Annotated in this window: 24 protein-coding genes; 18 read left to right on the plus strand and 6 right to left on the minus strand. The window is 61.8% G+C overall.

Annotated features, from left to right (window positions below; genetic code table 11):
* The first annotated feature begins 1 nt into the window (after position 1).
* The 9 genes from rpoE to recO all read left to right on the plus strand — a co-directional run bounded on the left by rpoE (position 2) and on the right by recO (position 8677).
* A complete protein-coding gene (gene rpoE / locus BW989_RS08715) occupies positions 2-664 on the plus strand; it encodes an RNA polymerase sigma factor RpoE (protein WP_083688433.1) in 663 nt (220 codons plus the stop codon).
* Entirely contained in the window at positions 661-1548 is an 888-nt protein-coding gene (locus tag BW989_RS08720) for an RseA family anti-sigma factor (RefSeq protein ID WP_076587413.1), read from the plus strand. Before rpoE ends, BW989_RS08720 begins: the two co-directional genes overlap by 4 nt.
* Before the next feature lie 86 nt (positions 1549-1634).
* A complete protein-coding gene (locus BW989_RS08725; protein WP_242651404.1) occupies positions 1635-3104 on the plus strand; it encodes a DegQ family serine endoprotease in 1470 nt (489 codons plus the stop codon).
* Between the two features lie 148 nt (positions 3105-3252).
* Complete coding sequence (gene lepA, locus BW989_RS08730) at positions 3253-5046, plus strand: translation elongation factor 4 (protein ID WP_076587930.1); 1794 nt, start codon at positions 3253-3255, stop codon at positions 5044-5046.
* A 39-nt stretch (positions 5047-5085) separates the two neighbouring features.
* Positions 5086-5883, plus strand: a complete 798-nt coding sequence (gene lepB, locus BW989_RS08735) for a signal peptidase I (RefSeq protein ID WP_076587417.1) — start codon at positions 5086-5088, stop codon at positions 5881-5883.
* A gap of 57 nt (positions 5884-5940) precedes the next feature.
* A complete protein-coding gene (locus BW989_RS08740; RefSeq protein WP_083688435.1) occupies positions 5941-6321 on the plus strand; it encodes a DUF4845 domain-containing protein in 381 nt (126 codons plus the stop codon).
* Positions 6266-6973, plus strand: coding sequence for a ribonuclease III (rnc, locus tag BW989_RS08745; protein WP_076587419.1), 708 nt, complete (start codon positions 6266-6268; stop codon positions 6971-6973). The genes BW989_RS08740 and rnc overlap by 56 nt, the downstream gene beginning before the upstream one ends.
* Positions 6974-7010: 37 nt before the next feature.
* Complete coding sequence (gene era / locus BW989_RS08750; RefSeq protein WP_076587421.1) at positions 7011-7907, plus strand: GTPase Era; 897 nt, start codon at positions 7011-7013, stop codon at positions 7905-7907.
* A 29-nt stretch (positions 7908-7936) separates the two neighbouring features.
* Entirely contained in the window at positions 7937-8677 is a 741-nt protein-coding gene (recO, locus tag BW989_RS08755; RefSeq protein ID WP_076587422.1) for a DNA repair protein RecO, read from the plus strand.
* Between the two features lie 12 nt (positions 8678-8689).
* Here the strand turns inward: recO and BW989_RS08760 are convergent, their stop codons facing one another.
* Complete coding sequence (locus BW989_RS08760) at positions 8690-9394, minus strand: response regulator (RefSeq protein WP_165688578.1); 705 nt, start codon at positions 9392-9394, stop codon at positions 8690-8692.
* A gap of 19 nt (positions 9395-9413) precedes the next feature.
* Here BW989_RS08760 and BW989_RS08765 point away from each other — a divergent pair, with 19 nt between their 5' ends.
* From BW989_RS08765 to BW989_RS08805, 9 genes are all read left to right on the plus strand, one after another.
* Complete coding sequence (locus tag BW989_RS08765) at positions 9414-11453, plus strand: hypothetical protein (protein ID WP_076587426.1); 2040 nt, start codon at positions 9414-9416, stop codon at positions 11451-11453.
* A 27-nt stretch (positions 11454-11480) separates the two neighbouring features.
* A complete protein-coding gene (locus BW989_RS08770) occupies positions 11481-12077 on the plus strand; it encodes a YdbL family probable chaperone protein (protein ID WP_076587428.1) in 597 nt (198 codons plus the stop codon).
* Between the two features lie 17 nt (positions 12078-12094).
* Positions 12095-12463, plus strand: a complete 369-nt coding sequence (locus tag BW989_RS08775; RefSeq protein ID WP_076587430.1) for a hypothetical protein — start codon at positions 12095-12097, stop codon at positions 12461-12463.
* A gap of 65 nt (positions 12464-12528) precedes the next feature.
* Complete coding sequence (gene rlmD / locus BW989_RS08780) at positions 12529-13857, plus strand: 23S rRNA (uracil(1939)-C(5))-methyltransferase RlmD (RefSeq protein ID WP_076587432.1); 1329 nt, start codon at positions 12529-12531, stop codon at positions 13855-13857.
* Between the two features lie 3 nt (positions 13858-13860).
* Positions 13861-14370 (plus strand): CYTH domain-containing protein, encoded by a 510-nt coding sequence (locus BW989_RS08785; RefSeq protein WP_076587433.1) that lies wholly within the window; start codon positions 13861-13863, stop codon positions 14368-14370.
* 32 nt (positions 14371-14402) lie between these two features.
* Complete coding sequence (locus BW989_RS08790; protein ID WP_076587434.1) at positions 14403-15119, plus strand: DsbA family oxidoreductase; 717 nt, start codon at positions 14403-14405, stop codon at positions 15117-15119.
* Between the two features lie 96 nt (positions 15120-15215).
* Positions 15216-16268, plus strand: coding sequence for a beta-N-acetylhexosaminidase (gene nagZ, locus BW989_RS08795; protein WP_076587436.1), 1053 nt, complete (start codon positions 15216-15218; stop codon positions 16266-16268).
* Positions 16265-16822 carry a hypoxanthine-guanine phosphoribosyltransferase gene (locus tag BW989_RS08800; RefSeq protein WP_076587438.1) on the plus strand — a complete coding sequence of 186 codons (558 nt, stop codon included), beginning with the start codon at positions 16265-16267 and terminating at the stop codon, positions 16820-16822. The genes nagZ and BW989_RS08800 overlap by 4 nt, the downstream gene beginning before the upstream one ends.
* A 2-nt stretch (positions 16823-16824) precedes the next feature.
* On the plus strand, positions 16825-17574 hold the full coding sequence (locus BW989_RS08805) for an S-methyl-5'-thioinosine phosphorylase (RefSeq protein ID WP_076587440.1): 750 nt from the start codon (positions 16825-16827) through the stop codon (positions 17572-17574).
* 21 nt (positions 17575-17595) lie between these two features.
* Here BW989_RS08805 and BW989_RS08810 read toward each other — a convergent pair whose 3' ends face one another.
* From BW989_RS08810 to BW989_RS08830, 5 genes are all read right to left on the minus strand, one after another.
* Positions 17596-19371, minus strand: coding sequence for an ABC transporter transmembrane domain-containing protein (locus BW989_RS08810; protein WP_076587442.1), 1776 nt, complete (start codon positions 19369-19371; stop codon positions 17596-17598).
* Between the two features lie 48 nt (positions 19372-19419).
* Entirely contained in the window at positions 19420-20415 is a 996-nt protein-coding gene (locus tag BW989_RS08815) for a hypothetical protein (protein ID WP_076587444.1), read from the minus strand.
* Positions 20412-20981: an RNA polymerase sigma factor gene (locus BW989_RS08820; protein WP_076587446.1), complete on the minus strand. Its 570-nt coding sequence runs from the start codon at positions 20979-20981 to the stop codon at positions 20412-20414. The genes BW989_RS08815 and BW989_RS08820 overlap by 4 nt, the downstream gene beginning before the upstream one ends.
* A gap of 82 nt (positions 20982-21063) precedes the next feature.
* Entirely contained in the window at positions 21064-22752 is a 1689-nt protein-coding gene (locus BW989_RS08825; protein WP_129582881.1) for a vWA domain-containing protein, read from the minus strand.
* A 68-nt stretch (positions 22753-22820) separates the two neighbouring features.
* Positions 22821-24254: an aldehyde dehydrogenase family protein gene (locus BW989_RS08830; RefSeq protein WP_076587450.1), complete on the minus strand. Its 1434-nt coding sequence runs from the start codon at positions 24252-24254 to the stop codon at positions 22821-22823.
* Positions 24255-24301: the final 47 nt, after the last annotated feature.

Genomic DNA, 24301 nt, shown 5'->3' on the forward strand with positions numbered 1-24301 from the left:
CATGCATGCTGGAGCTGCGGCTTTGACAGCCGACAACGACATCGATAGTTCCAATGTCCCGATCGACGTGCTTGACCACGAGCTGGTACGTCGTGTGCAAGACGGCGAAACGACGGCGTTCGACTTGTTAGTGCGTCGCTACCAGCACCGCATCGTCGCGCTGGTCGCGCGCTATGTGGGCGATTGGTCGGAAGCGCAGGATGTGGCGCAGGAGGCGTTTATCCGCGCGTACCGGGCGATTGGCGGTTTCCGCGGTGATGCCCAGTTTTACACCTGGTTGCACCGGATCGCGGTCAATACCGCCAAGAACCATTTGGTGTCGATGAAGCGGCGTCCGCCGACCGCCGACATCGACGCGATTGATGCCGAGCAATACGCCGGTGCGCTGCAGATGCGCGACACTGACACGCCAGAGCGCGAATTGCTGCGCCATGAAGTGGAACAAGCGGTGATGCAGGCGGTCAATGCATTGCCTAAGGAATTGCGATTGGCCATCACCCTGCGCGAGGTGGATGGCCTGTCTTACGACCAGATTGCCCTGCGACTGGACTGCCCGATCGGCACGGTGCGCTCACGCATATTCCGTGCCCGCGAGGCGATTGATCGTGACTTGCGTCCGCTCCTGGATGCGAAAGCCACATCGCGTGAACGAGGACGTGCATGAACCCCAACGACACCCATCGCGAACAACTCTCCGCCCTTATCGACGGTGCGCTCGACGCCGACCAGAGCCGCTTCCTGCTGCGTCGGCTGCAGCACGATGGTGAACTGGCCGACCGCTTGTCGCGCTGGCAATTCGCGGGCGATGTCCTGCGCAAGCAGGCCGATGCGCCCGCGCCCGCCGGTTTTGCCAAGGCCATTGCCGCGCGCATCGCCGACGAGCCAATACCGATGATCGAGGGCGAGGGGGTGGGCCTGCCCGCGCGAGCAGTCGTGGTGAACGAAGTCGCCACGCGCACATCGGTCGCGCGTGGTGCGCGTTGGCGCTGGTTTGGTGGTGGCGCGATGGCCGCGTCGCTGGCCATTGCCAGCGTCCTGGCCTTGCGTCCCGATGCACCGGCCGTGGCGCCAACTGATTACGCCGTCACCGAAGTAGCATCGCCCAGTACGCCCGTATCGTCGGGCGCGCAGCTGGCATCGACCACTGATATCGCCGCTTCTGCACCGATCACCGTGGCCGCAGCGTCGGTGCCCAGCCGTGAGCAAATCAACCCGGCCGCGACATCGACCAGCCCCATCCGCGCGAGTGGCACGGCGCGCGCACCTGTCCGCGTGGCGCGTGCTGCGCCTTCGCAAAAAACATCTGCACCTGTGCGTGAAGCTGAAATTGCCGCGCCTCGCGTGAGCCTTCCCGAAGCGTCGGCCGTGCGCACGGCGCAAGCGGAATCTGCGGGCAATACCAATCCGTTCCAGCCGCCTGCAGCCAAACCGTGGCCGCGCGCAGTACTCCCGAGCGCTGGCAATGGCACGTTCAACGCCAGCTTGAACAGTGATGCGTCGTATTTCCCGTTCGCGCCGCGCCGCGCGGAACCTGCCGACGAAGAGTAATCGTTGGCGAGCTGGCTTCGCGCATCAACCAAAAAATTCCCTCAACGTCGAGATTTTTCCCGATGAAGAAATTCCTGCATCCGCTCATGCTTGTTCCCCTCACTGCGGTAGCGACGGCCGGCATCGTGATGTTGCCTTCGGCCGATGCGCAACAAACCCCTGCCGCGGCACCAGCGCCCGAGCTGGTGACCGGGCTGCCAGACTTCACCCGATTGGTGGATCGCGTCGAGCCGGGCGTCGTGCGCATCGAGGCCAAGATCGCTCCGCAACGCTCGACGCAAATGAGTGATGACCCGATGGCCGAAATCTTCCGCCGCTTCGGTATGCCGATGCCGCCGGGGATGCAAGGCCCGCGGGGTCAGATGCCACAGGCACCGCGTGGCCTGTCGATGGGCACAGGCTTCCTGATTTCCGGTGATGGCTATGTGCTGACCAATCACCACGTGGTCGACAACGCCGATGAAGTCACGGTCAAGCTAGCCGATAGTCGCGAGCTGAAAGCGAAAGTAATCGGCAGCGATGCGCAATCCGATGTCGCCTTGCTGAAAGTGGAAGGCAACAACCTGCCGGCGCTGCGCCTGGGTAATTCATCCGGTGTGCAAGCGGGGCAATGGGTGGTCGCAATTGGCTCGCCTTACGGCCTGGATCGCTCGGTGACGGCAGGTATCGTCAGTGCCATCGGGCGCAATACCGGTGGCGGACAGCAGTACGTGCCTTTCATTCAAACCGATGTCGCGATCAACCGCGGCAATTCGGGCGGCCCGCTGCTCAACACGCGCGGCGAGGTGGTCGGCATCAACTCGCAGATCTTCAGCGTGTCCGGCGGCTACCAGGGCATCAGCTTCGCCATCCCGATCGACACGGCGATGAACGCGGTCGAGCAGCTCAAGAAAACCGGGCAAGTGCGGCGCGGGATGTTGGGCGTCAATATGAATCCCAATATCGATGCCGATCTCGCCCGTAGCTTGGGGTTGCCCGATAACCGTGGTGCCCTGGTCACCAATGTGCAGATAGGCAGTGGCGCGGCCAAGGCCGGCATCCAACCGGGCGATGTGATCCGCAGCTTCAACGGCTTGGCCGTCAGCGATGTGGGTGATGTGGCGCCGATGGTCGGCGCGTTGCCACCGGGAGCGAAGGTGAAGCTGGGCGTGTGGCGGGATGGCCGCGAGCGCGATATCGATGTGGTGCTGGGTGAAGCCGAGACCGAGCGTGCATCCGCCTTCAATCGCGGTGGCGATGATCGCAGCGATGCCCCGCAAGCCCAGCCTTCAAGCGGTTTGCTGGGCTTGCGTATCGCCGAGCTGGACCCGGATGACCGCCGCCAACTGAAGCTGGGTGCAAGCGAAGGCGTTGGTGTGACGGGTGTTGCATCCATGGCGGCGCGTGAGGCCGGCATCATGCCGGGCGACGTGATCCTGGCCGTCGGGCGCACGCCGGTAGGCTCGGCCAAGGCGCTCGACTCCGCGTTGGCCGACGTCAAGCCGGGGCAGACGGTGATGTTGCGGCTCAGTGGCCGCGGCGGCCCACGCTTCGTCACCATCAAGGCCGGCGGTTGATCGCCTGACTCGGCGATATTGCTTGGTTTCCGGTATGACCGGCCCGGCCGTCGCGGCACGGGCCGGCGTGCGATAATGATGGGCTGAATTCACGTAGGGCCGCATGGGCGGCTAATTGCCGCCAATGTCGTCCGAAATCCCCGCCAGCATGCGGAACATCCGCAACTTCTCGATCATCGCGCACGTTGACCACGGCAAGTCGACGCTGGCCGACCGCATCATTCAATTGTGTGGCGGCCTGCAGGACCGCGAGATGGAAGCCCAGGTGCTCGACAGCAACCCTATCGAGCGCGAGCGCGGCATCACCATCAAGGCGCAGTCCGTCTCGCTGCCGTATACCGCGAAGGACGGCCACACCTACCAGCTCAACTTCATCGACACCCCCGGCCACGTCGACTTCAGTTACGAAGTCAGCCGCTCGCTGGCGGCGTGCGAAGGCGCACTGCTGGTGGTGGATGCCGCGCAAGGCGTGGAAGCGCAATCCGTCGCCAACTGCTACACCGCAGTGGAGCAGGGGCTGGAAGTGATTCCGGTCATCAACAAGATCGACTTGCCGACGGCCGACATTGATCGTGCCAAGGGCGAGATCGAGGCGGTCATCGGCATCGACGCGGAAGACGCCGTGCCGATCAGCGCCAAGACCGGTCTGAACGTGGTCGACGTGCTGGAAGCGATCGTGCATCGCATCCCGCCGCCCAGCCCGCGTGACACCGACAAGCTGCAGGCGCTGATCATCGACTCGTGGTTCGACAATTACCTGGGCGTCGTTTCGCTGGTGCGCGTGATGCAGGGTGAGATCGTGCCTGGGCAGAAGATGCTGGTGATGTCGACCGGTCGCGCGCATCAGGTCGATGCCGTCGGCGTGTTCACCCCCAAGCGCAAGGTGCTGAAATCACTCAAGGCCGGTGAAGTGGGCTGGATCACCGCCTCGATCAAGGACGTGCATGGCGCGCCTGTCGGCGACACGCTGACCCTGGCCGCCGACCCTGCCCCCAAGCCGTTGCCCGGCTTCCAGGAAATGCAGCCGCGCGTGTTTGCCGGGCTGTTTCCGGTCGATGCCGAGGATTACCCAGACCTGCGTGAAGCCCTCGAAAAGCTGCGTTTGAACGATGCCGCCCTGCGCTTCGAGCCGGAAAGCTCGGAGGCGATGGGCTTCGGTTTCCGCTGCGGCTTCCTCGGCATGCTGCACATGGAGATCGTGCAGGAGCGGCTGGAGCGCGAATACAACCTCAACCTCATCAGCACCGCGCCGACCGTCGTGTATGAAGTGCTGAAGACCGACGGCACGGTGATGCCGCTCGACAACCCGGCCAAACTGCCGGTGGCGAACATGGTCGAGGAAATTCGCGAGCCAATCATCCGCGCCAACATCCTCACGCCGCCGGACTACGTCGGCAACGTGATCAAGCTGTGCGAAGAAAAGCGCGGCATGCAGATCGGCATCACCTACATGGGCAACCAGGTGCAGATCAGCTATGAACTGCCGATGGCCGAAGTGGTGCTGGATTTCTTCGACAAACTGAAGTCGGTGAGTCGCGGTTATGCGTCGCTGGACTATCACTTCGTCCGTTTCGAAGCCGGTCCGTTCGTGCGCGTGGATACGCTCATCAATGGAGACAAGGTGGATGCGTTGTCGATCATCGTGCATCGCCAATACGCGGACCGTCGCGGTCGCGAGCTGACCGAAAAGATGAAAGACCTCATTCCACGGCAGATGTTCGATGTCGCGATCCAGGCAGCGGTCGGTAGCCAGATCATCGCCCGCACCACGGTCAAGGCGCTGCGCAAGAACGTCCTGGCCAAATGTTACGGTGGCGACGCTTCGCGCAAGAAGAAGCTGCTGGAGAAGCAGAAGGAAGGCAAGAAGCGGATGAAGCAGGTGGGACGCGTGGAAATTCCACAGGAAGCCTTCCTCGCCGTTTTGCAGGTCGACAACAAGTAATATCGCTGGCGCGCGACGCCGCAATCACAAGGAACACGCATGCGCTGGTTCGAAATTCTCCTGGTCACCCTGACCCTGCTTTCCGGCTTGTTGTGGGCACTGGATCGCTGGCACCTGCGTCGCCGCCGCGAGCAGGCAGGCTTTCTCGCGCGTGACGAAATTCCTTGGTATATCGACTATGCCAATGCCTTCTTTCCGGTGCTGTTGGCGATTCTGATCCTGCGCAGTTTCATCGCCGAACCATTTCGCATCCCGACCGGTTCGATGATCCCGACCCTCAAGATCGGTGATTTCATCCTGGTCAACAAATTCGCCTATGGCCTGCGCCTGCCGATCACCAATACCAAGATCGTGCCGATTGGCTTGCCCGAACGCGGTGATGTCGCCGTGTTCAAGTACCCGGGCATGGGCCCGGATGATCCGGACAAGGGCGTGGACTTCGTCAAGCGCGTGATCGGCTTGCCTGGCGACAAGGTGAGCTACCACCGTGGCGTGGTGTCGATCAACGGCGAGCCGCTCAAATACCAGGTTGAGGCGCAGCAAGAGATAGGCAACGGCACCGAGCAGTACGGCATGCCGGGCGTGGTCGCGTGGGAGCAGTTGGGCGAGCATCGTCACTTGGTCCAGAACTACGTGCAGTCGTTGGAAGTCGGGAACCAGGGCGATGGTGAGTTCGAGGTGCCAGCCGGACAGTATCTGGTGATGGGGGACAACCGCGACAACAGTCTTGATGGACGGTTCTGGGGCATGCTCCCCGAAGCCAATTTGCGCGGCAAGGCCTTCCTGATCTGGATGAATTTCAAGGATCTCTCGCGCATCGGCGACCGTATCCCGTAAGCTTCGCCAAGGCGCAAGCCTGCGCCCAACCAGACGACATCCTCGAGGGGAGGAGTGATGATGAAACAGAATCAAAAAGGCGTGTCCTTGACCGGTTTCCTGGTGCTTCTGGCCGTGGTCGGCTTCGCGCTGTTCATCGGCATGAAGTTGTTCCCGATGTACCAGGAGTATTGGGGCGTGCAACGAGCACTCAAAAACTTGGCGAATTCTTCTTCGCAATCTGTTGCCGAGCAGGGCGGGGTGAAAACGGCTTTGATTCGATCGATGAGAGTCGGGTACGTGACTAGCGTTGAGCCCCAGCACATCAAAATTGAACGTGGTAGTAACGGAACCGTGGTCAGCATCGATTACGAAGTTCGTAAACCCTTGGTTTACAACCTTGATGTTGTTGGCAAGTTTAGTGCCAAGGAAACCATCAGCAGCAATAGTGCAGAGTAATAAAATCGAGCACGCATTCCACGACGCAGACCTGCTGACGCAGGCGCTGACGCATCGGAGTGCAGGCCAGCCGCATAACGAGCGGCTGGAATTTTTGGGCGATGCCATCGTCAATCTGTTGGCTGCCGAGGCGTTGTACGCGGCTTGGCCAAAAGCAGACGAAGGCACGCTGACCCGTGCCCGCACCGAGCTGGTGCGAGAGTCGGCTTTGGCAGGCATCGCGCGAACGCTGGAATTGGGGCAACTGCTGCGGATGGGACCCGGTGAAATGAAATCCGGCGGCCACCGTCGCGACTCGATCCTGGCCGATGCAGTCGAAGCCGTGGTGGGCGCCATCTACCTGGATGCGGGATTGGACGCCTGTCGAACGGTGGCCATGCCCTGGTTCGAGCCCTTGATTGCTGCCTTGCCGCCGCCCAACAAAATAGGCAAGGATGCCAAGACCGCACTGCAGGAATGGTTGCAGGCACGTGGGCGCCCTTTGCCGGCATACGAATTGCTGGCTGAATCCGGTGAAGAGCACGCTCGCCATTTCGAAGTGGCCTGCCGCATCGCATCATTGGCACTACAAACGCAGGGCCAAGGCAGCTCACGCCGTGCGGCGGAGCAACAAGCCGCGGCCACGATGTTAGCCTTGCTGGAACAAGGCTGATCACATTCCCCGACGGCGCCTCGCCTACAATGCAGGCATGAGCGATCAACCTTATCGAGCCGGCCACGTCGCCGTCATCGGCCGTCCCAATGTCGGCAAATCAACACTGATCAATGGCCTGGTCGGCACCAAGGTCAGCATCACCTCGGACCGCCCGCAGACCACGCGGCATCGCATGCTGGGTATCGCCAGTTTCGACAAAGGGCAGCTGGTGTTGGTTGACACGCCCGGCATCCATGGCGCGCAGAACAAGGCGATGAGTCGTGTGCTCAATCGGGCGGCGCGCGGTGCGCTGGAAGGTGTGGATGCCGCGATGCTGGTGGTTGAAGCTGGCCGTTGGGACGAAGAGGACCAGATGGCCTTCGATGCCCTCAAGCAGGCCAAAGTGCCCGTGGTTTTGGTAGTCAACAAAGTTGATCGCCTACGCGAGAAGGGCGATCTGCTGCCTTATTTGAGCAAAGTGACCGAAGGCCGTGATTTTGCCGCAGTGCATCCGATATCGGCAGTGAAGCGCCAAGGATTGGAGCCATTGGTCGATACCTTGCTGCCGCTGATGCCAGAGCAACCCGCGCTGTATGACGTGGACGATGTCACCGACCGCAGCATGCGCTTCCTTGCCGCCGAGTTCGTACGCGAGCAGTTGATGCGCCAACTGGGTGCGGAGCTTCCGTATGCGGCTGCTGTGGAGATCGAAAAGTTCGAGGAAGACGGCGCGATGTTCCGCATCGGCGCGGTGATATGGGTTGAGCGCGACAGCCAGAAGGCGATTGTCATCGGCAAGGGCGGGGCTCGGCTGCGCAGTATCGGCACCAAGGCGCGCGAGCAGATGGAGAAACTCTTCGGCCGCAAGATCTTCCTGGAGACTTGGGTGCGGGTGCGTCAAGGTTGGTCCAATGATGAGGCTGCGCTTCGCGCATTGGGCTATAGCGAGTGAGATCGCCTGGTTAACATCGTCATCGTCTGATGCAGATCACCAGCGAGTCCGCCTACGTCCTGCATGCACGCGCCTGGCGAGAGACCAGCTTGGTGGTCGAAGTTCTCTGCGCCGACCATGGTCGCGTGGGCTTGGTGGCGCGTGGTGTATCCACACCCAAGCGGCATCCGCTAAGGGCTGCATTGCAGCCCTTGCAATGCATCCGCCTGGAGGCCGTGCAACGTGGTGAGTTGGCGACACTGCGTAGCGCCGAGGCCATCGACACAGCGCCGCGCTTGTCGGGCGAGGGTGCATTGGCCGGCTTCTATCTGAACGAACTCACCTTGCGTTTGTCACCGCGCATGGATCCGTTGCCCACCCTGCACGCAGCCTATGCCCGCACCCGCGATTTACTGGGCGAACCGCCAAGATCACTTGCCTGGGCGCTGCGTTGTTACGAGCGCGATTTGCTGGAAGCCATCGGCTTCGGATTTGACTGGCATGTGGATGGGGATGGCGTCGCCATCGACCCGGCGGCGCGTTACCGGTTGGATGCCGAGCATGGACCGCGACGTCTGTTGCATGATCGTGGCAGCAGTGATCGCAGTGATGCCGCGACCGGTGCGGCCTTGCTGGGATTAGCGGGTGATCACCCGCCAGCCGATGAAGACTTACTCAGCCTGCGTCGTCCGATGCGCGTCCTGCTGGCCCACCATCTGGGTGGGCGCGGCCTGAAATCATGGGAGATGGCGGCGCAGTTGAGACGGCTTCAGCCAGCCACCAACGGCTGATAAATCGAGCCATCACGCCTTCGCGCGCGCTGGATCGAGTGTGTGGCCCACGGCCTCATCGAAATGCGCAAGCGCATCCATATCCGACACATTCGCATGCAGGTCATCAACCGCCCGTCGAATCCGCCCAGCGCCAACGAAACCGCAGCTCGCCTTTAATTTGTGCAGCTCGGCACGGGCGGCATCGGCATCCCCGGCATCCAGAGCGGCATGGATCGCGAGGGATTGCCTGGGCAATTCCGCAATGAACAGTGCGCGCAAGGATGCCACCGCCTCCACGTTCCCATTAAGGGCTCGCAACGCGCCATCATCGTCCCATGTCGATGTTTGTCCGCTATCCCCCAGGCATTGACGGATCGCTTGTTGCCATGCATCCACCGGCAACGGTTTGCTGACAACGTCATCAAAGCCAAGGGCGCGCAATGCGGCCAACTCCTCTGGCAATTGGGATGCCGTGTGGGCCAAGGCACGAGGGGGCGGGGATGCGAGCGTTTCCCGCAAACGCGACAACAGCTCCGCGCCACTGCCGTCAGGCAGGTTGGCGTCGATCAACCACGCGTCGTATCGATGCCGCGAGGCCAGCGCAAACGCTTCGGCCAAATTGGCTGCGCAGTCGACTTCCGCGGGTAGCGCGCGCGCAGCCTCACCCAGATAGGCCAGGCTGACCGGGTCATCCTCAACCAGCAGCAGGCGTGGATTCATTCCACTATCGCGCATCGTCCTTATCCTTAGGCGCATGTTGCCCCGCATCCTACGCCCATGCTGCTGGCTCGTGCTCGGCTTGCTCGCCTGCGGGCCCGCATGGGCGCGCACGGTTGAAGCGCGCATCCAGCGCGTATCTACGCCCGTGGCGACACTGGAAGGCGTGCAAGTCCAACTCAACTGGCCAGCCAATGCCACGCAAGGACAGTTGGCGATGCGTGCGCGGGTCGTGCGTGCGGACGATCTGGGCTATCGCTTCCAGGATCTCGATTGGCGATGTCCGCTGCGTCGATTGCCGCGTTCGGGTTGGGCTTGTGATGGCGTGATACGTGCGCCCGGACTTGCCACCTCGAAGCTTTCACTGCAGTTCGACGATGTGGGTATGGACGCGTTGCTCGCGCGCGGAGCATCGCGGCTGGCGTTGCAAAGGCGCACGACGACGCCCGATCTCACCCGAATCGACCTGACCCGCGTGCCGGTGCAGTGGGCCGAGGCTTTGGCGGCGCAAGCCTGGTCAAGCGGCAGATTCAGTCAGGGCGCGCTGGATGGAAAGCTGTCGGTCACAACCCCGCGCAATGGCCCGGTGCGTGTACAAGGCCCGCTGACCTTGACCAGCGCGGCGCTTCAGTCCGATGACGGCAGCATCGTTGGCGAGAACCTGGATGCCCGCTTTGTCATCGACTACCGCACGCGCCAGGGTACAACGCAATTGGCCATTGGCGGCACGGTAGGTGGCGAGCTCTTGTTCGGCGAAACCTATCTTGGTCTGGGTGGGAAGCCCGCAGGTTTGGAGCTTCGCGCGGAGAAATTACCGAACCAAGGCTGGCGCTTGCCAGTGATCAAATGGGTCGATGGCGCGACCTTGCAAGCGCGCGGGAATGCCAGTTTCACGCCGGACAATGCGATCGCCGCAATCGATTTGGCCTTGGATGGCCGCGATGCTTCAGGCCTGCGCGATCGTTACCTCAGCGCCCTGCTGGGCAAGGTTGGGCTGGGCGATGCAGAAATCAGTGGGCAGTGGGATGGGCGGATTCGTCTAGCCAATGGGCAGCTGCAGCAAGCGTTGGCGACACTGCGCGATGTCGATCTGCGCGATCCACGCGAACGCTTTGCGCTGAACGGACTTGACGGCACTATCGCGTTCTCCGCGAACGTGCCAGTCGCGTCGGAATTGCGCTGGCAGCAGGCACGGATGTATGGCCTGGACTTTGGCCAAACCCGCTTGCCATTCAGCAGTCGCGATGGCGCGTTGATGCTGCAAGAGGATGCACGCATTCCATTGTTTGGTGGACGCGCGATCGTGCAGGGCTTGCGTATCGTGCCTCCGGGCGAAGCGGCCGGACTGCAGATGGATTTCGGTCTTGCACTGGAAGCGGTCGACGTGGGTCAGATGGCCAAGGCCTTTGGGTTGCCGGAATTCCGCGGTGAGTTGAACGGTGAAATTCCGCACGCACGTTACGCTGATGACCAGCTGACCTTCGATGGTGGCCTGAGTCTGGGCGTGTTCGATGGCGCGGTGCAGATCACCCAGTTGGCGATGGAGCGCCCCTTCGGCACCGCGCCGACGCTCAGCGCCGACATCGACCTCAACGACATCGACCTGCTCCGTCTGACTGAGGTATTCGACTTTGGCAGCATCAGTGGGCGTTTGGATGGCTACATCCACGAATTGCGCCTGGTCGATTGGACGCCGGTGCGTTTCGATGCAGCATTCATTACCCAACGTAAACCCGGCGTACGCCAGCGAATCAGTCAGCGCGCGGTGCAAAACATCTCCAGTGTGGGTGATGCCAGCTTCGTGTCCAGCCTGCAGGGGCAGCTGATTGGCCTGTTTGACGACTTTGGTTATGGGCGCCTGGGCATTCGCTGTCAGCTGAACAACGAGGTATGCCTGATGGGCGGTCTGGGTGACCTCGACACGCCGCGTTCAGATTCCTCGGGTTTTACTATTGTCGAAGGTTCTGGCCTGCCGCGGCTGACTGTCGTCGGCTACAACCGTCATGTGGATTGGCCGACCTTGGTCGAACGCATGAAGGCGGTCAGCCAAGGCGATGTGAAGCCGGTCATCGATTAACTTGAATCAATTTGGGGAGAGGACAACATGGCGATCAAACATTGGATGCCGCTGCCCGCCGCGCTCGCGCTGGCGGCCTGCGTCACCATCAATGTCTACTTCCCCGCCGCCGAGGCGAAGGAAGCGGCGAAAGAATTCGTTGACAAGGTCATCGGTGATGAAGGCCAAACAACGCCGCAATCCGAGAAATCCGGTGGCGGAATGGCCATGCTGCAACGTCGCGTAGACCTGTGGTCGCTGGTGGGCGTGGGCAGTGCCTACGCGCAGTCCGCGCCCGACATCACCATCAACACGCCCGCCATCCGCGCGATTCAGTCGAAGATGGAAGATCGTTTCAACAGCAGTCTGCGCGCAGGTTTCGATGTGGGTGCGCTGGGCTTCAGCAGTGATGGACTGATCACTGTGCGTGATGCGTCGAAACTGCAGCTGAAAGACCGTGTGGCGATCAACAGTGCCGTCGCAGATGACAACCGCGACCGCAAAGCGCTTTATCGCGAAGTCGCCGTGGCCAACGGTCATCCCGAATGGGAAGCGCAGATCCGTGATGTATTCGCGCGCCAATGGGTGGAAAGCGCCCGCAGCGGCTGGTGGTACCAATCCGGCGGCAGCTGGAAACAGAAATAATCAACCAAGGAGTCCCCATGACCCTGATCAAGACCATGGGCGCTATCGCGCTCGGAACCACCATGCTCGTTGCGGGTGGTGCACAGGCGGCCATCAATAATGGACAGCAAGCCAGCCAGTGCTTCGTTATCTACAAGATGGCGGCTGCGGCCCCGGCGAATGCCGCGCACAAGAATGACATTGCCAAGCTGGGTGGGCTGATGTCGCGCACCATGCAGGATGCGAAAGTCAGCAAGGCGCAGTTTGATGACTGGACCGGCGATCTTCTGACCCGTATCGGCTCCAAGGACAAGCCGAACAAGGGGGTGCTGGAGAAGGAAATCCAGACCTGCAACGCCTTCGCCAAGCAGCGCTACCAGCATTATTCGGCGACAGCCAAGAAATAAGCCGCACATCGGCAGCAAGACAAGGGGCGTGCGAAAATGCACGCCCTTTTGCTTTTGGGCAGTCCGTGGCACGCATCGACCAAACGCCTTTTCAGGCCCACATCCTTGACCTCAGCCACGATGGCCGAGGCGTTGCGCGCCGCGAGGGTGGCACGAATGACGGCAAGACCGTGTTCGTTTCCGGCGCGTTGCCGGGCGAGACTGTGATGGTGCAACAGACGTCACGCTCGCGCAGTTTTGATCAGGCGAAGACGCTGGAAGTAGTAGAAGCATCGCCTGATCGTGTCGAGCCGCGTTGCCTGCATTTTGGGGTCTGTGGCGGATGCGTGCTACAGCACTTGGCCGAAGACAAGCAGATCCACGCCAAACAGCGCGTGCTGTTGGAGAACCTGGAGCGGATCGGTCATGTGACGCCTGGTGAAGTATTGCCATCTTTGGTCGATGCGGCCTGGGGTTATCGCCGCAAGGGGCGCTTCTCGGTGCGTCGGGTCGAGAAGAAGGGCAAGACGTTGGTGGGGTTTCGCGAGCAGGACCCTCGTTTCGTCGCCGATATCGATGAATGCCATACGGTGGTGCCGGAGATCGGCATGAAAATATCTGCACTGTCTGCCTTGGTTGACAGCATGGATGCGCGCAGCGTGTTGCCGCAGATCGAGTTCATCGCAGGCGATGAGGCCCGGGCCCTGGTCTTCCGTCACCTTGAGCCACTGTCGGAAGGCGATTTGCAAAAGTTGCGCGATTTTGCCGCTGCGGAGGATTTCGCCATCTACCTGCAACCGAAGGGTTTGGATTCGGTGCATACGCTCGATGACGCGCCGCCGCCGAAGCTCTCCTTCCGTCTGGCGCCGTGGGATGTCGAACTTTTGTTCCGTCCACTCGATTTCATTCAGGTCAATGGCAGTCTCAACGAAAAGATGATTGCGCGTACGCTGGAGTTGCTGGATGTGCAGCCCGGTGAGCGGGTGCTGGATCTGTTTTGCGGCCTTGGCAACTTCACGCTCCCACTTGCGCGTACCGCGGCTGAAGTCGTGGGCGTGGAGGGCGATGCGGGTCTCGTTGCGCGTGCGCGCCAAAACGCCGAGCACAACGGCCTTGCCAATGCCGAATTCCACATGGCTGACCTCACGACCGATTTGTGTCAGGAGCGCTGGTTCAAGCAAGGCTTCGACAAACTGCTACTGGACCCGGCGCGTGCCGGTGCATTGGAAGTGTTGAAGCAAATTCCACTCGATGGCATCAAGCGCATCGTCTATGTGAGCTGCCATCCGGGTTCGCTGGCCCGCGACGCTGGGTATCTGGTGAACGAGCGAGGCTGGAAGCTCAAGAGTGCGGGGGTGATGGACATGTTCCCGCACACCGCGCACGTGGAATCCATCGCCGTGTTCGAGCGCTAAGCCATGGGCATCGAGATCGAGCGCAAATTTCTGGTGGTGTCGGATGCTTGGCGCGGACAGGCACACCGTAGCATCGACATGGCTCAAGGCTATCTCAATGATGCTGAGTCGGTGGTGATCGGGCGGCAAAACACGTCGGTGCGCGTGCGTTTGGAGGGCGATGAAGCGCGGCTCAATATCAAGTCGCGCGAGATGGGTGCATCGCGACAAGAATTCGATTATCTGATTCCGGTCGAGGACGCGCGTGGTTTGATCGCCTTATGCGTGGGTGGGACGGTGATCAAGCGTCGGCACTACGTGCTGCACGAGGGCCATGAGTGGGAGGTCGACGAATTTCTGGGCGATAACGCTGGGCTGGTCGTCGCCGAGCTGGAGCTGGATAGCATCGACGAGATTTTTGCCGTGCCGGCATGGGCGGGCGCAGAAGTCACCCATCTGCAACGCTATTACAACCTCAATCTGGCCTCGCACCCGTTCTCCCGCTGGAGTGCTGCGGAGCGCGAGGAAGCTTGATTCCGAACGAATTCGGCCCCACTTTGTGAGGCATGAATACAAAAGTCGAACCTTTACGTGTTGATGTCTGGTCGGATGTGGTCTGTCCTTGGTGCTGGATTGGCAAAGGCCGCTTGCGCGAAGCGCTGAAAGCAGAAGGTGCGCCTGAAGTCGACATCCACTGGCATCCCTTCCTGTTGGATCCGGACGTGGCGGTGGACGCTGCACCGGTGCCGCTGCGCAAAGCCTATGAGAAGAAATTCGGCGGTGCGGACAAGGTCGAGCAGATCCTGAGCCATACACAGGACACCGCCCAAGCCGAAGGCCTGCCAATGGACTTCAGCCGCGGCCAAGTGCGTGCCAGCACGCGCGAGGCGCATCGGCTGATGCTGCTCGCCGCGCATGAAGGTGTGGCCGATGCCATGGGCGAAGCTTTGTTCCGCGCGCATTTTGCTGAAGGCCGCAACATCGCCGATCACGCGGTACTCGCCGATGTGGGTGAGGCGGTCGGTCTGGCGCGGCAGCTGGTGCTTGATTTCCTGGCCTCCGACGCTGGCAAGGATGAGGTTGAAGCTGAGATCGCCCAAGCCCAGCAATTGGGAATTCGCGCTGTGCCCACCTTTGTTTTCGATGGCCAGCTGGCTGTGCAAGGTGCGCAACCGCCGGAGCTGTTTGCGGAAATCTTCGAGAAGCTTCGGCATGCCGGGGTTTCGCAAACCAAGGACGGCGATGGCGCTGCCTGTGGCCCGGACGGCTGCAGTATCGACTGAAATACATGGGGATGCGGTTTCATGCCACATTCCGCGCTTTGAGCGACAATGCAAGGCCGCGCACTCCGCGCCCTTTTTAATGCAACGAGGATTCCCATGCTGGTCATAGGCATCGCCGGACATGAGTTGAAAGCGCATGAGCGAGAATGGCTACAGCACGATGCCTGCGCCGGCGTGATCTTGTTCACGCGCAACTTCGTCAGCAAGACGCAGATGATGGAACTGACGCAATCGATCCGTGAAGCTGCGCCGCGCCCCATGTTCCTGTGCGTGGATCAGGAAGGTGGACGCGTGCAGCGTTTTCGGGACGGTTACAGCGATCTTCCAGCGCTGGAAGGTTTTGGTCAGCTGTATTCGAAGGACAAGCAAGCCGCTTTGGAGCTGGCACACGAACATGCCTGGTTGATGGCGAGCGAAATCCGTGCGAGCGGTATCGATCTGAGCTTCGCGCCGGTGGTGGACCTGGGGCGCGGCAATCGCGCGATCGGAAACCGTGCGTTTTCTGAAGACCCGCATATCGTCGCCGACTTCACCCGCGCGTATGTGCAAGGGATGCACGACGCCGACATGGCCGCGACGCTGAAACATTTTCCCGGTCACGGCTCCGTGCTTGAAGACACCCATTTCGATGAGGCGATCGACAATCGTTCGCTCGACGACATGCGCAAACTAGACCTGGTGCCATTCGTTGCAGGTATCGATGCCGGCGCAGACGCGGTGATGATGGCGCATGTGGTGTATCCACAAGTCGCGCCCGAGCCTGCCGGCTATTCCAAACGCTGGATCCAGGACATCCTGCGGGGTGAGATGGGTTTCCGCGGCGTGGTGTTCTCCGATGACATCGGCATGGCGGCGGCGTTTTCAGCTGGCGGCGTGAAAGCGCGTATCGATGATCATCTGGATGCCGGCTGTGATGTCGTGTTGGTCTGCCATCCGGATTTGATCGAGGAGTCGCTCGCGGCAGTAGAAGATCGCAAGACCGATACGGCTGCCTTGACTGGCTTGATCGGTCGCGGTCCGCTCGGCTGGGACGCATTGCTTGCCGATGCCCGCTACGGGCGTGCGCAGAGTGACCTGACACAAAAACTTGGCGACATCGCCAACACCACCGGATATTCCGGGGCCTTTGATGTGGGAGATGTCGCATGACACCCAGCCTTTCCGCCGCACTCGTCGATGCCGAGATCATCCATGACCGCGCTGCCATTCGCGTCGCAGTGGATGAAATCGCCGATGACATTCGCGCCGATTACGACAACGAAATGCCACCGCCGCTCTACATCACGGTGATGAATGGCGGCATGCCCTTTGCCAGTGATCTGGCGATGGCATTGGGTGAGCGTGGCCTTGATCTTGAATTCGACTATCTGCACGCCACCCGTTATCGCGGCCAGACCAGTGGATCGGGCTTGGCATGGCTGCACCGTCCGGCAACGTCTTTGCGAGGACGCCGGGTGCTGCTGGCCGATGACATCCTCGATGAAGGCCACACCATGCTGGCGGTGAAGCGTTGGTGCGAAGACCAGGGCGCGGATGATGTGCGCATCGCTGTGTTGGCGGTGAAGGACCATGATCGTTGCGTCGAGGGCATCGAAACCGATTACGTCGGCCTTGAAGTGCCGGACCGCTACGTGTTCGGTTACGGCATGGATTACCACGAGCAAGGTCGCAACCTGCCGGCGATCTACGCACTCAAGGGCTGATCATGACGAGCATCGATCTTGCGATTATCGGCGGCACGGGTGTCTACGCCTTGGTGGATCTCGGTGATGTCGATACACATCAGCCGGTCACCCATTACGGTGCGCCTTCAGGCCCGATTCGCATCGGTACGTTGGCGGGCAAGCGTGTTGCCTTTCTCGCGCGTCATGGCGAGGGCCATTCGATTCCGCCGCATCAAATCAATTACCGCGCCAATCTGGCTGCATTGAAGGCGCTGGGTGCGCAGACCGTGCTTGCACTCAATACCGTAGGTGGGATCACCGAGCGTTGCGGCCCGCGCGCGCTGGTGATGCCTGATCAACTCATTGACTACACCTGGGGCCGGATCTCCACGCTCAGTGAAGAGCCGGGCACTGAAGTCTTGCATGTCGATTTTGGTGATCCGTACACGCAAAGCCTGCGCGAACGCGTATTGGCGGCTGCCGGCCGTCTAGGTATCGACTTGGTCGCCGAAGGTTGCTATGGCGCGACCCAGGGGCCGCGCTTGGAAACCAAGGCGGAAATCACCCGCATGAAGCGCGATGGTTGCGATTTGGTTGGCATGACCGGCATGCCGGAAGCGGGTCTCGCGCGCGAGATGGGGCTGGACTATGCCTGTCTGGGCATCGTCGCCAATTGGGCCGCGGGAGCAGGCCCGGACCCGGACGAGATCATCACCATGGATGAGGTGCTGGCCAACGTAAAGGCAGCAATGGATCAAGTGCCGCGCATCCTGCAGGCGATGCTTGATTAAATTGGTTGCGCATGCGGTGCTTCAGTCGAGGAACTGCAGTTTCGCCAACTCAGCATAGAGGCCGCCCTGCGCCAGCAGTTCCGCATGCGTACCCTCGGCGACGATGCGGCCACCGTCCATCACCACGATGCGATCCGCCTTGAGGATGGTGGCAAGTCGGTGCGCGATGACTAGCGTCGTGCGTCCCGCCATCAGATGCTCCAGCGCGCTTTGCACGGCGCGCTCGCTTTGGGCATCAAGCGCAGAGGTCGCTTCGTCCAGCAGCAGGATGGGCGCGTCTTTCAGCAACGCACGCGCGATGGCGATACGTTGTTGCTGGCCACCTGACAGGCGTGCACCTCGTTCGCCGAGTTGTTCGTCAAAGCCCTCGGGCAGTGCGCGGATGAAATCGTAGGCTTCGGCGGCGCGCGCAGCGATCTCGACTTCTTCGTCACTCGCCTCCAAGCGACCATAGCGGATGTTGTCGGCGGCGCTGGCGGCAAAGATGGTGGGCGATTGCGGGACCAGCGCGATCGCGCCGCGTAGTTCGGCCGGGTCCAGTGTGCGGATGTCGGTGCCATCGATGTCGATGCGGCCTTGTTCCGGGTCGTGGAAGCGCAGCAACATCGAAAACACCGTGCTTTTGCCTGCGCCGGAAGGCCCGACCAGTGCAACGGTTTCGCCGGGAGATACGCGCAGGTTGAAATTTTCCAGCGCAGCGGTGTCGGGACGCGCGGGGTAATGGAAAGTGACATCGTCAAAGCGCACTTCACCGCGCAAAGGATTGGGGAGCGTGGCCGGCTGGGCTGGTGCGCGTACCTGTGCTTCTTCAACCAGGAGTTCGTTGATGCGTCCCATGCCGCCGGCTGCGCGTTGCAGCTCGTTCCAGACTTCTGCCAATGCCCCGACCGAGCCGCCGCCGATCAGCGCATAGAACACGAATTGACCCAGCGTGCCCGCAGTCATGCGCCCGGCGATGACATCATGCGCACCGGTCCATAGCACCAATGTCACCGCGCCAAAGATCAGCACGATGGCGAGTGCCGTCACTAAGGCCTGCCAGCCGATGCGGCGCCGCGCGGTTTCCACTGCAATCGCGATAGCTTGGCCGAAGCGGCCCCGTTCATAGGGCTCGCGCGCGTGGGCTTGCACGGTCTTGACCGCGCCCAAGGCTTCGGCAGCGTGGGTGTTGGCATCGGCCAAGCGGTCCTGGCCATCGCGGGAGATTTTCTGCAGGCGGCGACCGCCCAGGACAATCGGCAACACCGCCAGCGGAATGCCCAGCATCGCCCAAGCCGCCAATTTGGGGCTGGTGACGAACAACATCACCAGCGAACCCAGTACGGTCACGGTGCTGCGCAGCGCCACCGACATGCTCGAGCCGACCACGCTGCGCAGGAGTTCCGCGTCAGCGGTCAGGCGCGAGATCAACTCGCCGCTGCGAGTGCGGTCATGGAAAGCCGCATCCAAACCAATCAGATGTGCGTACAGGCGCTCGCGCAAATCAGCGACCACGCGCTCGCCCAATAGCGAAACGAAAAAGAAGCGCGCAGCCGTGGCCAGCGCCAGGACAACCACGACGATAAACACCAGACTAAAGGTGCGGTCGATGTTGCTGCCGCTTGAGAAGCCGTGGTCGATCATTTGCCGGAAGGCGACCGGCAAGGTGAGCGTGGCGGCGGACGAGCAGGCGAGCGCCAACAGCCAGGCGACGAACAGGCCGCGCTGGCGCATGACATAGGGCCATAGCGCGCGAAGAGTGCCGACGGGGGTTTTGCCGGTGGGGGCCTCGGTCGAGGCCGGAGCAGTATTGGACATCAGGTAGCGATGGTGTCGATGCGTGGATGTTTCAATCCTCGCATGGCATCAAGGCTGGGTCGATGGTGCGGCTGTTGCAGGAAGCAGCGGCCTGAGGTCGGCGGGGATCTCGGCCTTGGGGTTGCGCTTCACGAAGGCTGCTAGGCTCAGGCGGGCATCATCGACATCGCCTGCATCGCGCAACTCGCGGATACGCTTGAGCCAGGCACGCTGGACCTCGGGCGTGTCGGCGGTAATCGGCGGCCGTGCGTCAAAGCCGGCACGGTCCTGGTCAGGTGGCGGCGCGTCCTGGATGATCAGCTCATCGGCTGATTGGGGTGTCGACGCGGCGCGTTTCAAGGCGCGCGCGGGGGCAGGCGCTGGGGGGGCTGCAGCTGGCGAGCCATAAACCGACACCGGGGCAGCCACCGCTGCTTCGGCAGCCGTGGGCACGGGCCGATGCGGGGCCTCCTGGGCCATGGCGCGGTCAGCGGCCATGGACTTGATGGCTGCTGCATCGGCTTGAGCCGCTGCATTGGCTGCGACAGGCCGGGTAGCCGGAGGGGCAGGGGGCGGCGCAACGGGCGCTGCGGCCATCTCAGGTAACGGCTCCGAGGACGCGGCGGGACGTGTCTGCAGGCTGGGCTTTTGCGCCGGCATGGGCTCGGCAGGCGGTGGTGGTGGAGGAGGTGTCATCGCGGCATCGGCCGCAGCGGATTCGACGTAATCGATGGGCTGACGCCTGCCATTGGGGTCGGTGTCGGCAGCCACCGGGGCAGGGGCTTCGTAGCTGATGGTTTCCCGCGGTTGCAGCACCGGCTGCAACTGCCATACCAGACCGGCAACGACGGTCAGGGAGGCCGCCGCGCCCAGCCAGACCGGCCAGCGATGCGGGCGACGGCGAGCCGTGGCGACAGGGGACACGCCGGCCAAGTCGCGTTCGGCCATCGCCAGAATGCGTGCGTCGAGGTCGGCGGACGGCTCGCCATGCGGCGCGATACGCGCAAGCTGGCCCGCCAGCTCGCGTTCTTCGTCACTCCACATCGGGTCGCGTCGCATCGTCATTCGTTCAACCTCGCACGTAACTTGTCCATCGCATAGCGCAATCGCGATTTCACCGTTTCCCGGCCCACACCGGTCGCTTCGCCGATTTCCTCCAAAGTCAGTTCCTGCTCCAGGCGCAACAACAGCACCGTGCGTTGGTCTTCCGGGAGTTCGGACAGCGCCAACTGCAATCGGCGACGTTGTTCGAACTCTGACAACGCGCGCTCCGGCGTGTCGTTGTCGGCGATGCGTGCCACGCGTTCCTCGGCATCACCGGGTGCGGCGGGGCGATGTTTCTGCGCCCGCCAGTGATCATTCAGTCGATTGTGCGCGATGCGGTACAACCAGCCGGTGAAGGGGGCATCGGGTTTCCACTTGGCCCGATGCGTCACTACGCGTTGCCAAATATCCTGGAACAGCTCGTCGGCCAGCGCGGCGTTGCGCAGATGTCGCAGCAAAAAACGGTAAAGCGGCGTGCGATGCCGCGCATACAGTTGGGAGAATGCCTCCATGTCGCCGGCCGCGTAGGCCAGCATCAACGCGGCATCGCCGGGTTCGTCGACAGGTTGGCCAAGGGGTTGCTCCATGCCACACAGACTACGCGTTCGGGCATGAAGGGTGAAGCGACGGCGCAGCCTATGCCGCGTCGTCGCCCCAGTCCATGCGGTGTCAATCGCCGCCGACGTGCAAGCCATCGTCGTCGCCTAGAATCAGGCGGTCGGCGCTTCGGGTTAGGCCGAGGAACTCGGTGCGGTCACCTTCGGGGTCCGAGCCCAAACCGCTGGCGGCCAAATTGCGCAGGCGCTTCGCATCCCAACCTTCGATATTTTGACCCCCTCGCAAGAGGTCGGCGAAGCCCGCGACCGCTGCAGCAAAGCGCAAGGTGGGACTGGTGCTGGCACGTAGTTCATTGCGACTAATCGGACGTTCGATCAAACGGCTGGATGTCGAGCCGGGCAGCTTGTAACGCAGTTTTAGGTGGGCGATCTCGCCGCTATTGCCCGCAGCTGTATTGGACGATGCGTAACGCAGCTTCGGCAGGCGTTCGCCGCCAGCGCCAACCAAGGCGACTTCGTACAACGCGGTGACCTCATGACCGGCACCGATTTCGCCGGCATCGATAGCGTCGTTGTCGAAGTCCTCATCACGCAGTGCGCGGTTCTCGTAACCGATTAGGCGGTACTCGGCGACCACGGTCGGATTGAATTCGACCTGGATTTTGACGTCATTCGCGATGGTGAGCAGGGTCGACTGCATGTCGCGCACCAGTACTTTCTCTGCCTCGCGGACGCTATCGATGTAAGCGTGGTTGCCGTTGCCGACATCGGCCAAGCGTTCGGCCATCGCGTCGTTGTAATTGCCGGTGCCAAAACCCAGCGTGCTCAGCGCGATGCCGGATTTGCGCTGGTCAGCGACGAGGGTTTCCAGCGCCTTGCGACTCACTACGCCGACATTGAAATCACCATCGGTGAGCAGCAATACGCGGTTTACCCCCCCTTCGCGGAACGCTTCGCGTGCCACTTTGTAGGCCAGCTGGATGCCGTCGCCGCCGTTGGTGCTACCGCCCGCCTCCAGGCGATCCAGTGCATCTAGGATCTCGTCATGGCGATTGCCGGGCGTCGGCGGCAGGACCAGTCCAGCTGAGCCTGCATACGCGACGATGCCCACGCGATCCTGTTCGCGCATCTGCGGCACCAGTTTGCGCAACGCGGCCTTGACCAGTGGCAGCTTGTCTTCGTCCATCATCGAGCCCGAGGTGTCGATCAGGAACACAAGGTTCGAGGGCGGCAACGTGGTCTTGGGTACGTCATACCCTTTGATGCCGATCATCAGCAGTTGACGGTTTGCGTTGAATGGCGACGGTGCCAATTCTGTGCTGACGCCGAAAGGCACATCGCGCGAGCTGGGCGCGGCATGGCCGTAGCGAAAATAATTGATGAACTCTTCGGCACGCACCGCATCGGTCGGTGGACGCACGCCGGTGGCCAGCATCCGCCGCACATTGCTGTAGCTGCCGGTGTCGACATCAATGGAAAATGTAGACAGCGGCGTTTCAGCTGCTCGCTTGACCGGATTGTCATCCGGGCGCTCGTAGTTCTCGATATTGGTTGGCGGCGGCATCGGATAGCTTGGCATCGCCACCATGCGTGCGGCTTTGGCGTTGCCCGCGTAGGCGGTGGCATCCATTGCCGAGGCCTGTACGCTGATTGGGGCTGGAGGTGCGGGCGGGGGCGGCGCGACAGGTGACATCGACGCCTCTGCCATGGCCTGATCGGCCGTGGCATGTGGCCCGCTCTGGCAGGCAGCCAACATCAGTGCGCAGGCCAGTGCGGTAACAAAGGTGGATTTGGGAGACATGGCAAAACTCCTGGTTGGGCAACCGGGAGAACGCATGAACAGTGGAAACGGGGTTGAACGGCCCCGAATCAGCGCTGGCGGATCACCAGCAGACGCTCTTCCGTCATGTCATGAATGGCCCAGCGCACACCTTCTCGGCCCACGCCCGAGTCCTTCACGCCGCCGTAGGGCATGTTGTCGACGCGGAAGCTGGGTACGTCGCCGACGATCACGCCGCCGACCTCCAGTCGGTCCCACGCACGCATGGCGTGGTCCAGACGGCCAGTGAAAACGCCCGCTTGCAGGCCGAAACCGCTATCGTTCACCTTGGCCAATGCATCGTCGAAGTCATCGAAAGCCTCGATCATCGCGACAGGGCCGAAGGCCTCCTTGCGATAGAGTTCGGCGTCATGCGGCACTTTTTCCAACAGGTGCGCGGGCAGCATGTTGCCCTGGCGTTCACCGCCTGCAATGATCTTCGCGCCCCGTTTCACCGCACTAGTAATCCAGCTTTCGATGCGCTTGGCGGCAGGCTCATCGATCACCGGGCCGATGAAAGTCTTCTCGACCGCCGGATTACCCGTAGGCAAAGACTTCACTGCGGCGCGCATCTTCTTGCGCAATTTTTCATAGATCTCGCGATGGGCGTAGATGCGTTGCACGCTGATACAGCTCTGGCCGCTTTGGTAATACGCACCAAACACCAGCCGCTCGACGACATGGTCCAGCGATGCGCCGGGGTCGGCATCGACAATGCAGGCTGCATTGCCGCCGAGTTCAAGCACGACCCGTTTCTTGCCGGCGCGCGCCTTCATATCCCAGCCGATCAGGCCGCCGGTAAAAGAGAGCACGGCGATGCGAGGGTCTTCAATCAGTTGAGCTGCATCCTCATTGCTGCAGGGGATGACGGAGAACGCGCCTTTGGGGAGATCGGTTTCGGCCAACACTTCTGCGATGATCAGCGCGCCCACGGGCGTCTTGGCTGCAGGTTTAAGTACAAACGGGCAGCCTGCGGCGATCGCGGGTGCGACTTTGTGTGCAACAAGATTGAGAGGAAAATTGAACGGGGTGATTAAGCTGCACAGACCGACCGGCACGCGCCGGGTCATCCCGTGATAGCCCCGCGTGCGCTCGTTGATGCCGAGCTCCAGCACTTCACCACCGATGCGCGTGGCCTCGCCCGCAGCGATGCGAAAGGTGTCGATGAGGCGCGCAACTTCGCCGCGTGCATCCCGAATGGGTTTGCCGGCTTCGATGCACAGGGCCAATGCCAGCTCTTCGCTGCGCTCGGTGAAACGACGAACGCAATGCTCAAGCACGTCGCGGCGTGCATCCGGCGGGAACGTTGCCATCGACTCGCGAGCTTTATGGCCAGCGACAATCGCCTTGCGAATCAGGGCGGCATCGCCAAACCCAACGCGGGTGGCGCGCTTGCCAGTGAATTTGTCCAGTACGTCGAGTGTCTGTTTCGCTTCAACCGGACGGTTGGCGAGATAGATCGGATAAGACTTCTTCAGCTTCATGGCCAAGGCATCAATGGGATGTGTTCAATCTAACCCGCCAGATGTTT

The sequence above is a fragment of the Solilutibacter tolerans genome, assembly GCF_900155935.1.
Lineage (GTDB): Bacteria > Pseudomonadota > Gammaproteobacteria > Xanthomonadales > Xanthomonadaceae > Solilutibacter > Solilutibacter tolerans.

Coding starts and splice junctions, on each gene's coding strand:
- era (WP_076587421.1), top strand. CDS start 7,011: ATGAGCGATCAACCTTATCGAGCCGGCCACGTCGCCGTCATCGGCCGT.
- BW989_RS08725 (WP_242651404.1), top strand. CDS start 1,635: ATGCTTGTTCCCCTCACTGCGGTAGCGACGGCCGGCATCGTGATGTTG.
- nagZ (WP_076587436.1), top strand. CDS start 15,216: ATGCTGGTCATAGGCATCGCCGGACATGAGTTGAAAGCGCATGAGCGA.
- BW989_RS08785 (WP_076587433.1), top strand. CDS start 13,861: ATGGGCATCGAGATCGAGCGCAAATTTCTGGTGGTGTCGGATGCTTGG.
- BW989_RS08825 (WP_129582881.1), bottom strand. CDS start 22,752: ATGTCTCCCAAATCCACCTTTGTTACCGCACTGGCCTGCGCACTGATG.
- lepA (WP_076587930.1), top strand. CDS start 3,253: ATGCGGAACATCCGCAACTTCTCGATCATCGCGCACGTTGACCACGGC.
- BW989_RS08770 (WP_076587428.1), top strand. CDS start 11,481: ATGGCGATCAAACATTGGATGCCGCTGCCCGCCGCGCTCGCGCTGGCG.
- recO (WP_076587422.1), top strand. CDS start 7,937: ATGCAGATCACCAGCGAGTCCGCCTACGTCCTGCATGCACGCGCCTGG.
- BW989_RS08775 (WP_076587430.1), top strand. CDS start 12,095: ATGACCCTGATCAAGACCATGGGCGCTATCGCGCTCGGAACCACCATG.
- BW989_RS08790 (WP_076587434.1), top strand. CDS start 14,403: ATGAATACAAAAGTCGAACCTTTACGTGTTGATGTCTGGTCGGATGTG.
- rnc (WP_076587419.1), top strand. CDS start 6,266: ATGTTGTTGGCAAGTTTAGTGCCAAGGAAACCATCAGCAGCAATAGTG.
- BW989_RS08800 (WP_076587438.1), top strand. CDS start 16,265: ATGACACCCAGCCTTTCCGCCGCACTCGTCGATGCCGAGATCATCCAT.
- BW989_RS08815 (WP_076587444.1), bottom strand. CDS start 20,415: ATGACGATGCGACGCGACCCGATGTGGAGTGACGAAGAACGCGAGCTG.
- BW989_RS08765 (WP_076587426.1), top strand. CDS start 9,414: ATGTTGCCCCGCATCCTACGCCCATGCTGCTGGCTCGTGCTCGGCTTG.
- BW989_RS08820 (WP_076587446.1), bottom strand. CDS start 20,981: ATGGAGCAACCCCTTGGCCAACCTGTCGACGAACCCGGCGATGCCGCG.
- BW989_RS08830 (WP_076587450.1), bottom strand. CDS start 24,254: ATGAAGCTGAAGAAGTCTTATCCGATCTATCTCGCCAACCGTCCGGTT.
- rpoE (WP_083688433.1), top strand. CDS start 2: ATGCATGCTGGAGCTGCGGCTTTGACAGCCGACAACGACATCGATAGT.
- BW989_RS08760 (WP_165688578.1), bottom strand. CDS start 9,394: ATGCGCGATAGTGGAATGAATCCACGCCTGCTGCTGGTTGAGGATGAC.
- BW989_RS08810 (WP_076587442.1), bottom strand. CDS start 19,371: ATGTCCAATACTGCTCCGGCCTCGACCGAGGCCCCCACCGGCAAAACC.
- BW989_RS08720 (WP_076587413.1), top strand. CDS start 661: ATGAACCCCAACGACACCCATCGCGAACAACTCTCCGCCCTTATCGAC.
- BW989_RS08740 (WP_083688435.1), top strand. CDS start 5,941: ATGATGAAACAGAATCAAAAAGGCGTGTCCTTGACCGGTTTCCTGGTG.
- lepB (WP_076587417.1), top strand. CDS start 5,086: ATGCGCTGGTTCGAAATTCTCCTGGTCACCCTGACCCTGCTTTCCGGC.
- BW989_RS08805 (WP_076587440.1), top strand. CDS start 16,825: ATGACGAGCATCGATCTTGCGATTATCGGCGGCACGGGTGTCTACGCC.